Annotated in this window: 18 protein-coding genes and 1 pseudogene; 15 read left to right on the plus strand and 4 right to left on the minus strand. The window is 73.6% G+C overall.

The window, feature by feature from the left end:
- The first annotated feature begins 190 nt into the window (after window positions 1-190).
- The 3 genes from ACFVHI_RS15400 (at window position 191) to ACFVHI_RS15410 (ending at window position 1,603) form a co-directional block, all read left to right on the plus strand.
- Window positions 191-1,054 carry a helix-turn-helix domain-containing protein gene (locus tag ACFVHI_RS15400; protein ID WP_380339312.1) on the plus strand — a complete coding sequence of 288 codons (864 nt, stop codon included), beginning with the start codon at window positions 191-193 and terminating at the stop codon, window positions 1,052-1,054.
- Between the two features lie 24 nt (window positions 1,055-1,078).
- A complete protein-coding gene (locus ACFVHI_RS15405) occupies window positions 1,079-1,288 on the plus strand; it encodes a DUF397 domain-containing protein (protein ID WP_063353001.1) in 210 nt (69 codons plus the stop codon).
- 111 nt (window positions 1,289-1,399) lie between these two features.
- Window positions 1,400-1,603, plus strand: a complete 204-nt coding sequence (locus tag ACFVHI_RS15410) for a DUF397 domain-containing protein (RefSeq protein WP_380339315.1) — start codon at window positions 1,400-1,402, stop codon at window positions 1,601-1,603.
- Between the two features lie 147 nt (window positions 1,604-1,750).
- Here ACFVHI_RS15410 and ACFVHI_RS15415 read toward each other — a convergent pair whose 3' ends face one another.
- Window positions 1,751-2,182: a hypothetical protein gene (locus ACFVHI_RS15415; protein ID WP_380339318.1), complete on the minus strand. Its 432-nt coding sequence runs from the start codon at window positions 2,180-2,182 to the stop codon at window positions 1,751-1,753.
- A gap of 323 nt (window positions 2,183-2,505) precedes the next feature.
- On the opposite strand from ACFVHI_RS15415, the gene ACFVHI_RS15420 reads away from it, so the two are divergent.
- From ACFVHI_RS15420 to ACFVHI_RS15430, 3 genes are read left to right on the plus strand one after another with little or no spacing between them, the layout of a single operon-like run.
- A complete protein-coding gene (locus tag ACFVHI_RS15420) occupies window positions 2,506-3,084 on the plus strand; it encodes a PadR family transcriptional regulator (RefSeq protein ID WP_380339321.1) in 579 nt (192 codons plus the stop codon).
- A complete protein-coding gene (locus ACFVHI_RS15425) occupies window positions 3,081-3,983 on the plus strand; it encodes an NAD(P)H-binding protein (RefSeq protein ID WP_380339324.1) in 903 nt (300 codons plus the stop codon). The genes ACFVHI_RS15420 and ACFVHI_RS15425 overlap by 4 nt, the downstream gene beginning before the upstream one ends.
- Window positions 3,976-4,467, plus strand: a complete 492-nt coding sequence (locus ACFVHI_RS15430) for a cupin domain-containing protein (RefSeq protein WP_380339327.1) — start codon at window positions 3,976-3,978, stop codon at window positions 4,465-4,467. Before ACFVHI_RS15425 ends, ACFVHI_RS15430 begins: the two co-directional genes overlap by 8 nt.
- Window positions 4,468-4,506: 39 nt before the next feature.
- On the opposite strand, the gene ACFVHI_RS15435 is transcribed toward ACFVHI_RS15430, so the two are convergent.
- A complete protein-coding gene (locus ACFVHI_RS15435; protein ID WP_380339329.1) occupies window positions 4,507-5,394 on the minus strand; it encodes a fructosamine kinase family protein in 888 nt (295 codons plus the stop codon).
- 118 nt (window positions 5,395-5,512) lie between these two features.
- Between ACFVHI_RS15435 and ACFVHI_RS15440 the strand changes: the two genes are divergently transcribed.
- A complete protein-coding gene (locus ACFVHI_RS15440) occupies window positions 5,513-6,076 on the plus strand; it encodes a YbaK/EbsC family protein (protein ID WP_380339332.1) in 564 nt (187 codons plus the stop codon).
- 198 nt (window positions 6,077-6,274) lie between these two features.
- The gene (locus ACFVHI_RS15445) at window positions 6,275-6,940 is read left to right on the plus strand and encodes an SDR family oxidoreductase (RefSeq protein ID WP_380339388.1); all 666 of its coding nucleotides are present in this window, start codon (window positions 6,275-6,277) and stop codon (window positions 6,938-6,940) included.
- A 241-nt stretch (window positions 6,941-7,181) separates the two neighbouring features.
- On the opposite strand, the gene ACFVHI_RS15450 is transcribed toward ACFVHI_RS15445, so the two are convergent.
- The gene (locus ACFVHI_RS15450) at window positions 7,182-8,831 is read right to left on the minus strand and encodes an FAD-dependent monooxygenase (RefSeq protein ID WP_380339335.1); all 1,650 of its coding nucleotides are present in this window, start codon (window positions 8,829-8,831) and stop codon (window positions 7,182-7,184) included.
- Window positions 8,824-9,411 carry a PadR family transcriptional regulator gene (locus ACFVHI_RS15455; protein ID WP_063350796.1) on the minus strand — a complete coding sequence of 196 codons (588 nt, stop codon included), beginning with the start codon at window positions 9,409-9,411 and terminating at the stop codon, window positions 8,824-8,826. The genes ACFVHI_RS15450 and ACFVHI_RS15455 overlap by 8 nt, the downstream gene beginning before the upstream one ends.
- Before the next feature lie 196 nt (window positions 9,412-9,607).
- Here ACFVHI_RS15455 and ACFVHI_RS15460 point away from each other — a divergent pair, with 196 nt between their 5' ends.
- From ACFVHI_RS15460 to tpx, 7 genes and pseudogenes are all read left to right on the plus strand, one after another.
- Window positions 9,608-10,144: a hypothetical protein gene (locus ACFVHI_RS15460; RefSeq protein WP_380339338.1), complete on the plus strand. Its 537-nt coding sequence runs from the start codon at window positions 9,608-9,610 to the stop codon at window positions 10,142-10,144.
- A gap of 14 nt (window positions 10,145-10,158) precedes the next feature.
- Window positions 10,159-10,365: pseudogene (locus ACFVHI_RS15465) on the plus strand (SAM-dependent methyltransferase); the annotation flags it as partial.
- A 278-nt stretch (window positions 10,366-10,643) separates the two neighbouring features.
- Window positions 10,644-11,033 (plus strand): WXG100 family type VII secretion target, encoded by a 390-nt coding sequence (locus ACFVHI_RS15470; RefSeq protein WP_063350794.1) that lies wholly within the window; start codon window positions 10,644-10,646, stop codon window positions 11,031-11,033.
- Window positions 11,033-12,760: an alpha/beta hydrolase gene (locus ACFVHI_RS15475; protein ID WP_380339341.1), complete on the plus strand. Its 1,728-nt coding sequence runs from the start codon at window positions 11,033-11,035 to the stop codon at window positions 12,758-12,760. The genes ACFVHI_RS15470 and ACFVHI_RS15475 overlap by 1 nt, the downstream gene beginning before the upstream one ends.
- A complete protein-coding gene (locus ACFVHI_RS15480) occupies window positions 12,757-13,377 on the plus strand; it encodes a hypothetical protein (RefSeq protein WP_380339344.1) in 621 nt (206 codons plus the stop codon). The genes ACFVHI_RS15475 and ACFVHI_RS15480 overlap by 4 nt, the downstream gene beginning before the upstream one ends.
- Window positions 13,378-13,388: 11 nt before the next feature.
- Window positions 13,389-13,871 (plus strand): hypothetical protein, encoded by a 483-nt coding sequence (locus ACFVHI_RS15485; protein ID WP_380339347.1) that lies wholly within the window; start codon window positions 13,389-13,391, stop codon window positions 13,869-13,871.
- 219 nt (window positions 13,872-14,090) lie between these two features.
- Window positions 14,091-14,591, plus strand: coding sequence for a thiol peroxidase (tpx, locus tag ACFVHI_RS15490; protein WP_063350790.1), 501 nt, complete (start codon window positions 14,091-14,093; stop codon window positions 14,589-14,591).
- The last annotated feature ends 31 nt before the right edge of the window (window positions 14,592-14,622 follow it).

A 14,622-nucleotide genomic window follows, 5' to 3' on the forward strand; every position in this document is an offset into this window, starting at 1 on the left:
CGGGCATGGGGATGCCCGGGTGACGATCCATCAAGATCACGCTGTGTCTTTCATGGACTACTCCCTGTAGCATGCCACTGCGCCAATGCTGTCTGCAACAAGAACGACTGCAACCGTGCAGATTTGCGAGGCGCGTGGCCCCGACGGTCCGTCACGGGGCAGACTGGGCAGTTCAAGGGAGGAATCGCGCATGACCGACGAACCGAGGCCGACCGTCCGCGGCCGCCGCCTGGGGTCGGAGCTCCGTCGGCTCCGGGAATCAGCGAACAGGACCACCGAGGACGCCGCATCCGCGCTCGCATGCTCGCGCGCGAAGATCAGCCGGATAGAGACCGGCGCGGTCGGGATCCGCCGACTGGACCTCGGCGTCCTGATGGACCTGTACGGCGTCACGGAGCCGAGGGACCGCGATTCCCTTGAGACGCTGGCCCGCGACAGCAAGAAGCGCGGCTGGTGGCACGACCACGGCGATACGATCCCGCCCGCCTATGTGGACTTCCTCGATCTGGAAGCAGACGCTCGCTACATCCGGAACTGGCAGCCACTGGTCCTGCCAGGCCTGTTGCAGACCGAGGACTACACCCGCGCTCTGCTTCAGGCCAACCCGGCTGTTGTCCGCCCGGAACGCATCGACCAGTTGGTCAGGCTCCGGATGGAACGCAAGGAGGTTCTGACCAAGCCCGATCCGGCCCGACTCTGCGCGATCATCTGGGAGCCGGCCCTCCGATGCCCGGTGGGCGGCACCGATGCACACCGCGCGCAACTGGGCTACCTCGTCGAAGCGGCGCAACTCCCCAACGTCACCTTGCAAGTGGTTCCGCTCGACATCGGTCCGACCGCTGGCGCCTGCGGGGCATTCGTGATGTACGGATTCACTGGCTCCCCTACCTCGGGAGCAGTGTTTCTGGAGAATCTGACGAGCAGCCATTACCTGGAACGAGAGGCAGAACTCGACGGCTACGGGCTCGTCTTCGAGGACCTGCGATCGTCAGCCCTGAACCCCGCCCAGTCGCTGGATATGATCACCGCAATCGCGGCAGAGACAGCGAGTTAAGAGATCAGACAAGAGGGTGAGCGCATGACCAAGCCGAAGATCTCCGCTCGGGGCTGGTACAAGAGCAGCTACAGCGCACAGGCGAACGAGTGCGTCGAGGCGGGGAACGTCGTCGCTGGCGGCATGGCCGTCCGCGACTCGAAGGACCCCAGCGGCCCGGCCTTGGTCTTCCCGGCCGACGCCTGGTCCGCTTTCCTCACCGGGGTCAAGGCCGGCGACTTCCCCACGGCCTGACCCGCCAGCCACCCCCGTCGCAGCCCCGGCCGCACGGCCGGGGCTGCGACGTACCGTGAGCGCGAAGGACCCGTCCGGCAGCAACGCAACCCAGCTTGCGGAGGATCGCCCGTGACCAACACCGCCCAGAACCCCGCCTCCTGGCGCAAGAGCAGCTACAGCGCCGACCAGGGAAACTGCATCGAGGTCGACGACGCAAACCCCGGCCGCGTCCGCGACTCCAAGAACCCCGACGGGCCCGTGCTTGCTTTCTCCTCCGACGCCTGGTCCGCCTTCGTCACCGGAATCAAGGCCGGCGACTTCCCCACGGCCTGACCCCCAGCGTCTACGTACCGTGAGCGACAAGGACCCGTCCCAGCGGATCCACCAGGCCTCTGAGCGGGAGCCGAACCCAGCAGAGTGGCGGGCTGCAGCAAACCGCTGTTCCGCACAGGAAGTCGGACCGGCCGACTTCCCGCGCTTTCAGTCCGCCTTCGCCGCCCTGCGGCCCTTGGGGACCCTGGGGACCCTGGGCCGACGGCCGGCCGCAACCGGCAGCCCTCCCGCCTCCTCCGGGGTGCAGGGCACCGCTTCCCCGCCGTGCTCGCCGATGGCGGCGGTCAGGCTCCGGCGACAGTCCTCCGCCTGCGCCCGGGACTTGAAACCGAGCAGGAGGCTGCGCGGCTGCGGCCCGCCGACCTCGATGCTCAGCCGGTAGCGAGGCGTCCCGCGCACCCACCACACCGCCTCGACCAGCAGGATCACCACACCGAACAGAACGGCGAGCACGAGGAAGACCGGAAAGCCGTCGGAATAGGCCGCGCCGCCGTCCGGCGGAAGGCCGTGGACAGGTCCGTACAGCCGCAGCACCACGGGGATGCCGTCCGGCCCGACGACCCGCCCCGCCGGCCCCATCGGTGTACCGAGCCCACGAGCTCCGACCCGACCAGCCCGCCCGACCCGCACCACGGTGGCCACGACCTCCCTGCGCAGGCGTTGGAGACGGCCGGAACGGCCAATTCTGTTGTACCGGCGGCCCCTTGCGGGGAGCAACGGGGCCGCAGGAACGATTCGCCCCGAGTCGCGCCCGCCCCCGGCAACGGACGCGACAGCGCGGGAAGTCGGACCGGCCGACTTCCCACGCCGCACCGGCACCCGCACCCGCACCCGCACCCGCACCCGCACCCGCACCCATAATCGCGTTTGACTATGACCTGTAGTCGTGTTCGACTAACACTGTGAGCACTTCGCGACTCTTCGCACTCAGCGCGCTGGCCCGGGGCGGCCCGATGCACGGCTACCAGATCCGCCAGGCGGCCCAGCTCGACCGCACCGAGCTGTGGACCGACGTCAAGCCCGGATCGCTCTACAGCGTCCTGCACCGGATGGCCGACGACGGCCTGGTCGAGGTGGTGCGCAACGAGAAGGTCGGCAACCCGCCCGAGCGGACCGTCTACGCGATCACCGGCCAGGGCCGCCGGGAGCTCGCCGCCCTGCGCGACGCCGCCCTGCGCAAGGTGCGCCTGCTGCCCGACCCGGTCGACCTGGCCCTGCAGTACACCGCGGACCTCACGGACGAGGACCTCGCCGGGGCCGTCGCCGCGCGCCGGCGGGCCGTGGCCGACCAGGTGGCCCTGTTCGAGGAGCAGTTCGAGGCCGCCCGGCCGGACCTGACCGGCCTGGAACCGTGGATCTTCGAGCACTGCCTCGCCCGCCTGAAGGCCGACCTGGCCTGGCACGACGACCTGCTCGACACCCTGACGAAGGACACCCTGCCGAAGGACAGCCTGCCGAAGGACACCGGGAGGACCCCGTGATACTCGTGACCGGCGCGACCGGCACCGTCGGCCGCGCCCTCGTCGGCCACCTGGCCGCCCTCGGCGCCCCCGTGCGCGCCGCCACCCGCCGCCCCGAACGGGCCCGCCTGCCAGGCGGCGTGGACGTCGTCGGCGCCGACCTCGGCGAGCCGGACAGCCTGGCCGCCGCCCTGCGGGGCGTGCGCAAGGTGTTCCTGCTCTCCGACGGCCCCGACATCCCGCGCCACGACGCCAACCTCGCCGCCGCGGCCGCCCGCGCCGGCGCCGAGGCCGTCGTCAAGCTGTCCTCCGGCCGGGCCGCCGACCCGGACGCGGACGACCCCGTCGCCCGCTGGCACCGCGCGGGCGAACAGGCCGTCCAGGACAGCGGCCTGGCATGGACGTTCCTGCGCCCGATGGGCTTCATGTCCAACACCCTCGCCTGGGCCGGAGCGATCCGCGCGACCCGCACCGTCCGGGCCCCGTTCGCCGCCGGCCGGGTGTCCGTCATCGACCCCGCCGACATCGCCGCGGCCGCCGCCCACGCCCTGACCCGGCCCGGACACGACGGCCGGGCCCACCTGCTGACCGGCCCCCAGGCCCTCACCCCCGGCGAGATGACCACGACGCTCGCCGAAGTCCTGGGCACCCCACTGGACTTCACCGAGATCCCACCCCCCGCCGCCCGCCAGGCACTCCTGGACCACGGCCTGCGCCCGGAGACCGCCGACGCGGTCATGGCGCTGCGCGCCGCCTCGCTCGAACCGTTCGCCGCGACCGTCACGCCGGCGGTCCAGCAGCTCACCGGCCGCGCGGCGACACCGTTCCGGGCCTGGGCCGAACGCCACCGCAAGGAGTTCACCAGGGAACCCGGCGCGGAACCCGGCGGGCAGCCCGGCCGGGAGCCCGGCCGTGGCTGACCCCCACCGCGAACCCGTCGCCCTGGCCCCCGGACACGGCGGGCGCCACCACGTGCCGGGCAGCCCGTACGTCGTCAAACTCGCGGGCGCCCAGAGCGGCGGATCGATCGCCGTCCTGGAGTCCACCTTCGAACCCGGCCAGGGCGCACCGCTGCACCTGCACCGCGGCCACGACGAGACGTTCTACGTCGTCAGCGGCGCGTTCCGCCTGCGGTGCGACGAGCACACCACCGAGGCGGGCCCCGGCGCCTTCCTGCACGTCCCGCGCACCCACCCGCACTCCTTCACCGCGATCGGCGACACCCCCGCCACAATCCTGGTGACGCTGACCCCGGCCGGCTTCGAGGAGTTCTTCATCGAGGCCGCCGCCCTCGCCGCCGGCGGCCGCCCCGACCGCCGGACGATGCAGACCCTCCTGGCCCGCTACGACCAGGAACTGGTCCCCGACGCACCGCAGGACCACCACAGACGAGAAGGCCGCTGAGGACGGCGCAGCGGGCGCCGGGCCGGACGGGCGGCCGCGCTACCGGTAGGTGCGCAGCACGTCGAGGAGGTCGCCGGTGTGGCCGTCGCGTGCGCCGAAGTGGGCGGCGCAGCTGAGCTGTTCGCGCAGGTGGAGCAGTCGCATGCGGTGCTGCCAGCCGTCGGTGAGGGGGTGGTGTTCGCGGTAGGCGTCGAAGAAGCGGGCGGGGACGCCGCCGGTGCAGAGCATCATGCTCAGGTCCGTCTCCGCCCATGTCCAGCACACCGCCGGGTCGATGAACGCCGGTGCCGCGTGCGGGCGGGCGAGGATGTTGGCGTGCCACAGGTCGCCGTGGGTGAGGACGGGCGGTGCGGCGGGGAGGAGTCGGGGCAGCCGGTTGCAGATGCGTTCCAGGTCGGCGCGGCCCCGGGGTCCGAGTGCCTGGCGTGCCAGGGGTTCGTCGAGGTAGCGCAGCAGGCGGTGGCGGGCGAAGAACTCGTGTCCGTCCTGGGTCCAGGGGTTGCGCTGTGCCAGGCGGCCGAGCCAGCCGTCCTCGGCCCAGCCGAAGCGCTGTCCGGTGGTGGTGTGCAGGCCGGCCAGCGCGTGTGCGGCGCGTTCCCAGAAGGCGGTGTCGTGCGCGGGCGGCTGTTCGAGGGCTTCCAGGACCAGGCCGTCCGGGTGCAGGGCCGGCACCCGCGGGGTCGGCAGGGCGCCGTGGGTACGCAGGGCTTGCAGGCCCCGGGCCTCCTTCGCGTACGCGTCGGGGGGCAGTCCCGGGGTGGATTTCACCACCACGCGCCCGCCGTCGGCCAGGGTGACCAGCCAGACGGTGTTCGCGGCGCCGCCGGCCAGGCGCACCGCGTGCGCCGGCGGGCCGGGGAGCAGGTGCGGCGGCGGACCGTCCTGTCCGGCGGCCGCCTCATCGATGTTCTGTGCAAGATCTTCCATGGCGGGCCCCTTCCCCGCGCCCGGCGCCACCGACTCCGGCCGGCACCGGATTTCGCCGCCCCAGGGGCAGCGGCAGGGCCCGCGCCAGGCCTGCCGGGGGCGCGGTACAGTCCGTTTCATGAACGAGAACGTGCGCGCCCCGTTTGGGAACTTCACCCTCGTCCGCGCGGCGATCGAGGTCTGCGACGACCTCGCCGCCCCCGTCACCGACGCCTTGACGAACGCGGACGAGCACGGGTGGGCCGGATCCGTGCTGTACGTGGACACCGACCCCGACAAGGCGGACACCGCGGTGTTCTGCCAGGCCTACGACGTGCCGCTGGAGCTCTCCGCGAACTGCGTGGTGGTCGCCGCCAAACGCGGCGGCGACGTCACCCTGGCCGCCTGCCTGGTGCGCGCCGACACCCGCCTGGACGTCAACACCGCCGTGCGCAGGCACCTGGGCGCGCGCAAGGCCTCCTTCGCGCCGGTGGACGTCGCCGTCGCCGCCACCGGCATGGAGTACGGCGGCATCACCGCCGTCGGCCTGCCGGGCGGCTGGCCGCTGCTGGTCGACGAGGCGGTGGCCGCCGCCCCGCATGTGCTCATCGGCAGCGGGCGGCGGCGGGGCAAGCTGATCCTCCCCGGCTGGGCGGCGGCCCGGCTGCCCGGCGCCGAGGTCCTCCCCGGCCTGGCCGCCTGAGCCCGGCGGTGGCGGGACCGGCTCGGGCGACGGCCCGCCGGCCTGGGGCCGAGGCGTGCGCGTCCACGTCCGTGTCCGTGTCCGTGTCCGGGAAAGGGCGGCACCCCCGCGCGGCCTGAGTGAACGTCAAACTCGCGCGAGTCCGACCTTGTCGGGTCGGACGGTGGGGTCTCGGCGGAACATGATCAAGGGGTGGACATGCGAGACCTCGGCGGGAAGGTCGCGCTGGTCACCGGCGCCAGCCGGGGCATCGGGCGGGGCATCGCCGAACGCCCGGCCCGGGACGGCGCCCTGGTCGCCGTGCACTACGGCAGCAACGAGGCGGCGGCGAAGGAGAGCGCCACGGCCATCGCCGGGGCCGACGGCCGGGCGTTCACCGTGGACGCCGAACTGGGCGTTCCCGGCGACGTGGACACCCTCATGGCCGGGCCGGCGGCCGGGCTGCGCGCGCACGGGGAAGCGGCGATCGGCATCCTGGTCCACAACGCCGGGTTCAACCTCATGGGGCGCCCGATCGAGGTCCTCACCCCCGAGGAGTTCGACGAGATGGTCGCGGTCAACGTCAAGGCGCCGCTCTTCCTCACCCAGCGGGTGCTGCCACGGCTGCGCGACAGCGGCCGGATCATCAACATCTCCTCCCGCAACATCACCGTCAACTCCGTCGTCGCCGGACTCACCCGCACCGACATGACCGCCGACGTGCTGGCCGACCCGGCGAACCTGGAACGCAACCCCGCCCTGACCGCCCTCGGCCGGATCGGCCAGGTACCGGACATCGCCGACGCAGTCGCCTTCCTCGCCTCCGACGACGCCCGCTGGACCACCGACACCAAGATCGACGTCACCGGCGGCGTCAACCTGTAGCGGCCCCAGCCGGTGGCCGCACCGCGCGCAGGCCGTACCCGGGCCCGGGCGACCCGCCGCCCCGGGCAGCCGCGGGGCTGCCCCGGCGGGCGGGACGGCGGGCGGGCGGGACGGGCCTCTCGGCACAGCGGACACCTGTGCCGCGGACGCCGTCAACGCCTCGCGCACCACCGCCGGTTCGCCCAGCGGCGCACCGGCGGCACACGGCCGGAGCGCCGGAGCGCCCGGACCCCGCGCGGCACTACGGGAGGCCGGTCGCCCCCGGCACCGGCACCGCCGCCGGCCCGAACCACAAGTGCAGGGCCGCGCGCAGCTGTTCGGCGGCGGCCCGGGGCGGTGCGGTGGGCGGTGCGGTCCAGGCGGCGTGACCGTCCGGGCGCACCAGCACCGCGGGCGTGTCGGGCAGGGCGCCGGGCCGCACCGTCGCCGCGCTCACCCGGTCCGCCCAGGGGGCGGCCGCCGCGCGCAGCGCCTCGGCCGCGGTGGTGTCCTCCAGGAGCAGGGCGCCGGCGCCGGTGCGGGCCAGCAGCGGTATCAGGGCGCCGTGTTGGAGGGTGCCGTCTTGCACAGTGCCGTGCTGCACAGTGCCGTGTTGCAGGGTGCCGTGTTGGAGGGGGATGTCCGGGACCATCGCGCCCTCCCAGGGGTGGCCGCTGCCGTGGGGGGCCGGGTAGCGGGTGGCGATGCCGGTGATCTCCTCGGCCAGGGGGCCGGCCGTCTCCTTGGCCTGCGCGAGTTCGGCGAGCAGGTCGCGCACCGGCGCGAGTTCCTCGTCGTCGCCGGCGAGCAGCGCCTGGGCGCGGGTGTTGCGCAGCAGCCTGGCGCCGGCCGCGTGCCGTTCGCTGTGGTAGGTGTCCAGGAGGGTTTCGGGGGCTTGGCCGCGGGCGACGAGGGCGAGTTTCCAGCCGAGGTTCATCGCGTCGTCGATGGCGGCGTTGACGCCGATGGCGCCGGCGGGCGGGTGGATGTGGGCGGCGTCCCCGGCCAGCAGCACCCGGCCCCGGCGCAGCCGTTCGGCCAGGCGGGCGGCGTCGCCGAAGCGGGTCAGCCAGTGGGCGCGGGCGATCGGGACGCGGCGTCCCAGGGCGTGGTCCAGTGCCTGCTGGAAGCGGGGCAGGGTGAGCGGTTCGTGCCGGTCCCGGGGCGGGTGGGGGTCGGCGGTGAGCAGGCGGACGTAGCCGGGTCTGGGGATGGCGAACACGGTGCCGTTCTCGCCCGTGTTCACGCCGAAGGGGATCTGCCGGGGGTCGGTCAGGACCACGTCCGCGAGCAGGGTGAAGCGGCGGGCGGGGGTGCCGGGGAAGGCGATGGCGGCGAGTCCGCGCACGGTGCTGCGGCCGCCGTCGCAGCCGGCCAGCCAGCCGGCGCGCAGCAGCGCGGGGCCGTCGGGGGTGTCGGTGTGGGCGTGGACGCCGTCGTCGTCGAGGTCGAGGGCGCTCAGGCGGTGGCCACGCAGGATGCGCACGCCCAGGTGGCGGGCGTGTTCGGTGAGGATCTCCTCCACCCTGGTCTGGGCGATGCCCAGGACGTAGGGGTGGCGGGTGCGCATGGCGGCGAGGTCGAGGCGGGCCTGTGCGGTGAACGCGGTGGTCGCCACGGTGGGGCCTTCGGCGAGGAGGCGCTCGGCCAGGCCGCGGCGTTCCAGCAGTTCCAGGCTGCGGGCGTTGAGATTGAAGCCGCGGCAGAAGCCGGGCGGGGACGGGTCGCGTTCCAGGAGCACGGTGCGCACGCGGGCCAGGGCCAGTTCGCAGGCCAGCATCAGGCCGGCGGGGCCGGCGCCGACGACCAGGACGTCCGCGTCGCCGGCGGCGCTGGCGGCCTCGGCGGCGGGTAAGCGCTGTCCGGTACGGGCCGGCGCGGGTGCAGGTGCGGGTGTGGGGGTGTCAGGCATCGGGGGCGGCCTCCGGCCAGGCCAGGGTGCCCTGTTCGATCTCCTCGGCGGTGCGCAGCACCCATTGGCGTTCGGCGTGCAGCATGGCGTGGGCGTACTCGGCCTCGATGACGAACAGTCGGGGGGCGTGGTGTTCGCGGGTGGCGCTGTGGTGGGCCTGTTCGCTCTCGGTGATGCGGGTCTGCAGGGCGGCGGCCCGTTCGCGCAGGGCCTGGGCGGCGCGGTGCGGTCCCAGGGCGCCGAGGTAGCTGACGGCGGACAGGAATTTCGGGTATTCGCGGGAGGGTTCGCGGATGAGTTCGTCCAGCCACTGGGTGAAGTACTGGCGGCCCTGGGGGGTGTGGCGGTAGACGGTGCGGGCGGGGCGCGCGCCGACTTGTTCGGTGTCGGTGGCCTCGATCCAGCCGTCGCGGGCCAGGGCGCGCACCGTGTCGTAGAGCGAACCGGTGGTCAGTTTGAAGGCCTGGTCGAGGTGGCGCTCGCGCAGGGTGGTGGCCATGGCGTGGGGGTGCAGGGGCTGTTCGAGGAGCAGGCCGAGCAGGGCGAGGGCCAGGGGGTTGGCGGGTCGTTTGGCGGTCATGGCACTCCGTGGTCGCACGCGGGGGCCCGGGTCGGGGCCGGGGCTGGTGATACTCGGATCGTACTACTCGGATCCGAGTATGTGGAAGGGGTGGTCCGAGTCGCCCGCCGCGGCGCGGCGCCGCACCGGCCTTGCGGTGCAGGGGAGTTCGGTCCCGGCCGTTGCCGGGGCGCTGCCGGGTGCGATCATGGCGGGCGTGGCTTTTGACGACGCGCGACCCCGGTCCGGCCTGGCCTATGAGCGCTGGCGCGCCCGCGAGGCGCCCCACGGGGACTTCATCATGTTCGGCGACGGGTCACTGTCGGTGATGCAGCTCATGCGGTTCTCCCCCGCCGGCCGGCCCCACGACCCGCGGGCCCAGCAGTGGAGTTGGGGGGAACTGCTGCGGGCCACCGCGTGGACCCCCACCGACTGGACGGACGTCGACACGACGTTCGCCACCAGCACCCACGCCGGCAGCCGCGCCCTCGCCGGCGAGGCGTCCGAGCACGGCAGCATCGGCTGGGTCGCGCTGACCCGCGACGACGACGAGAACACCCTGGAGTGGCTCGCGATCTCCTGCTCCTCCAACCCGTTCGCCGACGTCACCCTCGACGACACCACGGTGACCGCCACCAGCACCCTGGGACGGATCTGGACCTTCCCCCGCAACGCCCCGCAGCAGGTACGGATCACCGAGGACCCCACCCACCCCTGGCCCTCCCCCGCCGGGCCGGCGGACCCCACCCCCTGAACCGCCCGGCCGGGCCGGCCCCGGTGACCTTCCGGCGGACCTGCGTGTTCGCCGCCGACGGGCAGCAGCCCACCTCCACCTCCACCCTGCGCTTTCGCCAACGCGGCGAGGTGGAGGCGGACTTGGCCGCACACGGCTTCATCCTGCGCGAGGTCCGCGACGCCCCCGACCGGCCGGGCCGCGAACTCGTCTTCATCGCCGCCCGACCACCGCAGCCGTAGACCCGCGCCACCGCCCGACCGCCCCGACCCGGGCCCGGGTGACGGGGCGCCACCGCCGGGACGCGGGCACCGAAAGCCCGCCGCCAGGCCGTCACCGGGCCTGCGCCGGTGGGCTGATCTGCTATTTTCGCCATGCTTCGACGCGAACCGTACAAGCGTGCGGTTTCGCATGCCCGCACGGGACCCCGGCCGCGAGCCCGGCCGCGGCCCCGGGTGCGGGCCCCGGGGCGGCCCCAAGCGGGCACAGCAGTCGGTCGACCAGCGGGGGGACGGGATCCATGAACGCGTACGCGGGCTCCGACGGGCCGGGCCTGTACGGGCCCTACGGTCCGCCGGCGGGCGGGCCGCTGTTCGGGGTGAACCCGGCGGACCTGGACGCGGCGGCGAAGGTCGCCAAGGACACCGGTGAGGCGATGCCGGGCGAGCTCAAGCACATCCACGAGCCCTCCGACACGGCGGTCGCGGCGCTGTCGGGCTGGCGCACCGGGGCGTCGCTGCACGCCTGCACGGCGGCGTGGGAGGAGTGCCTGAACAAGCTGGCCTCGGAGGTGGACGGGGTGAGCCTGAAGCTGGGCCAGACCGCGGGCAACTACCGCGGCACCGACTCGGGCAACGCCGGCGCCCTCAAGGCGCCCGGCGCCGGGCCCTACGCGCCGGCGGTGAACTGATGGTCACCCTCGCCCAGCTGCGCGACGCGGACCTGTCCGGCCTGGCCGGCGCCGCCGGCGCCTACGACACCCTGGCCGGCGCGTTCGGCAAGCACGTCCAGGCGATGAACACCGAGGTCACCAAGCACGTCTTCAACAGCCAGTGGGTCGGCACCGCGGCCGGCGCCGCCAACGCCTCGCTGCAGCGCACCAGCGGGCGCCTGGACGCCGCGCACACCGAGATGTCGGCGGTGTCGGGGCTGCTGCGCGAGGCCTCGGAGAGCTTCCAGCTGGCGCAGTCGAAGCTGAAGGAGGCCCTCCAGGAGGCGCAGGGCGCGGGGCTGACGGTCGCCGAGGACGGCACGGTCAGCTGGCCGGCGCCCTCGCAGGCGGAGCGCCACGACCCCGGCTACGACACGCCGCAGCGGGCCAGGGCGCTGGCGGATCGCATCTCCCACGCCGTCACCGAGGCCGACGGCGCCGACCAGAAGATCGCCAAGCTGCTGGACGACCTGACGGTGCGGGCCCGCACCGGCACCGGACTGGACCTGGCGCAGGCCGGCGCCGACCGCAAGGCCGTCGACGAGCTCGGCACCGGCCTGATGGCGGCCGGCTGGCCGCCCGCCGGCGCCGCCCCCACCGAGGTCAACTCCTGGTGGAAGGGCCTGACCCCGGACGAGCAGCAGCGCCTGGTCCAGGCCCACCCCGACCTGCTGGGCATGCGCGACGGCATCCCCGCCACCGCCCGCGACCAGGCCAACCGCCTCAACCTGGCGCACCTGATCGACACCTACGAGCACAAGCCGAACCCGTCGGACGACGAGAAGCAGAAACTGGAGGGCTTCCGAGCGATCCGGGACAAGCTGAACGTGCAGAACGGCCGGCAGCCGCCCGCGTTCCTGCTGGGCGTCGGCGAACAGGGCCAGGGCCGCGGCATCCTGTCCTTCGGCAACCCCGACACCGCGAAGAACGTCAGCGCCTACGTGCCGGGGCTGGGCACCAAGCTGTCCTCCGTCGGCGGCAAGGACGCCGACCGGGCCCTGAACGTGTGGAACGCCGCCCACATCGCCGACTCCGGTGCCGAGGTCGCCTCCATGATCTGGCTCGGCTACGACCCGCCGCCCGGACTGGAGAAGGTCCTCGACGGGGACCCCCGGCCCCTGGAGGTGATGGGCACCGACCGCGCCGCCAAGGGCGGCGCCGCCTACGACACGTTCATGGCCGGACTGCGCGCCACCCACGAGGGAGCGCCCGCGCACCTGGTCGCCCTCGCCCACAGCTACGGCTCCACCACGGTGGGCCTGGGCGCGCAGCTGCCCGGCGGCACCGGCGCCGACGACATCATCCTGGTCGGCTCCCCCGGCACCGGCGCCGACAAGGCCTCCCAACTGCACATCGACCCCCACCACGTGTGGGTCGGCGACGCCGAGAACGACCCGGTCAGCCACCTGCCGGCCAAGGGCCGGGTCGCCACCGACGTGGTCCTGGGCCCCGTCCTGGGCCCCGTCGCCGACGACCTCTACCAGACGTTCGCCCCCGACAACCAGCTCTGGTTCGGCCAGGACCCCGCCAGCAAGGACTTCGGCGCCAACCGGTTCGCGGTCCCCGACGGCAAGTCCCTGTCCCTGGACTCCCACTCCAACTACATGAACAGCTCCTCCGACACCGCGACCGCGGAGTCGATCAACAACATCGGCCAGATCGTGGCCGGCAGGTACGACGCCGTGACACGGCAGGAAGGCCGATGAACATGGCAACCCCGACCGCACGACGGCTCGGCCTCACGGCCGCCACGCTGGCACTCGCCCTGACGGCCTGCGGGCACACGGGCGCGGGCGTGGGCGTGGGCGTGGGCGACGAGCACCCGGCACCCCAGTCCCTCACCACACCCGAACAGGCCGTCCAGAAACTCGACGCGCTCCTGGACGAGGCGCTCTCCGGCATCCAGCCGCCGCTGCGCCACTGGGACGGCTGGCCGCGCTCCACCGAACAGAGCGGGGGCATCGACGACCACTCCAAGGGCTATGCCATCGCCACCCGCGACCGCCACATCATGACCAAGGTCTCCAAGGCCAAGTACACCGCCCTGATGGACATGGCCGAACGCGACTGGAAAGCCAAGGGATACAAGATCACCTCGGTCAACCCCAACCAGCCGGCCCTGTTCGCCGCCGCCCCGGACGGATCCTCCGTCGCGATGCTGTTCGGCGCCGCCGGCAACATCACCCTCCAGGCCTCCGGCGGCGGCCACATCCCCGTCATCCGCGACCGCGACCCGTTCGGCACCCCCACCCCCGACCCCGTGACGGCCAACGGCAACCTCGACGTCATCCCCACGGACGACGACCCGTTCTGGTCACACTGAAAGCCGCCCCCATGACCCCCGAACAGGCCGTCCACGCCCTCGACGCGCTCCTCGACGAGGCGATGTCCGCCATCCGCCCCCCGCTGCGCCACTGGGACGGCTGGCCGCGCTCCACCGAGCAGACCACCGGCGGCCTTGAGGACCGCTCCCTGGGCTACGCCACCGCCACCCGCGAGCGGCACGTCACCACCAGGGTCGCCCCCGCCAGGTACGGGGCGCTGCTGGGCGTCACCGAACGCGGCTGGCAGGCCCGCGGCTACCGGATCACCGCCGTCAACCCCCGCCAGCCCGCCATGTTCGCCACCACGCCCGCCGGATACGGCGTCGCCGTGCTGTTCGGCGCCGCCGGGAACATCGCCTTCCAGGCCACCGTCGGCCCCATCCCCGTCATCCGCGACCGCGACCCCTTCGGCACCTACGTGCCCGAACCGACCCTGCCCAACGGCAACCTGGACGTCCTGCCCCGCCACGACGACCCGTTCTGGTCCGCCTGACCGCCAGACGCACCGCCAGACCCGCCGGCAGGCACACTGGTAGACCCGCAGGCAGACGCACCGGCAGACCCGCCGGCGAGCGCACCGGCGGGCACAGCGGCGCGGGCACCCGGGGGCCCTCCCGTGTCCGAGAGGTGGCCGCCCGGCGTCCGGGGCCGGGGGCGCGCAGTAGGATCGGCGGCGTTGTCACCACATTCCACCGCTGGTAGGAGGCTTTTCATGGCTCAGGTCACGCTGAAGGGGAACCCGGTCCAGGTCGGCGGCGCGCTGCCCCAGGCCGGCAGCCAGGCCCCGGCGTTCACGCTGGTCGGCGAGGGACTCGCCGACACCTCGCTGCAGGACTTCGCCGGCAAGCGCAAGGTCCTTAACATCTTCCCCAGCATCGACACCCCCACCTGCGCCACCTCGGTGCGCACCTTCAACGCCAAGGCCGGCTCGCTGGCCAACACCGTGGTGCTGTGCATCTCCGCCGACCTGCCGTTCGCGCAGGCCCGTTTCTGCGGCGCCGAGGGCCTGGACAGCGTCCGGACCCTGTCCACCCTGCGCGGACGCGACTTCCACGAGAACTACGGCGTGGCCCTGGCCGACGGCCCGCTGGCGGGGCTGACCGCCCGCGCCGTCGTCGTCCTGGACGAGAACGACACCGTCCTGCACACCGAGCTGGTCGCGGAGATCGCCGACGAGCCGAACTACGAGGCCGCGCTCGCCGTCCTCGCCTAGCCGTCCTCGCCCAGGCCCCGCCACGGGACGC

Source organism: Kitasatospora sp. NPDC127121, from assembly GCF_042677305.1.
Taxonomy (GTDB): Bacteria; Actinomycetota; Actinomycetes; order Streptomycetales; family Streptomycetaceae; genus Kitasatospora.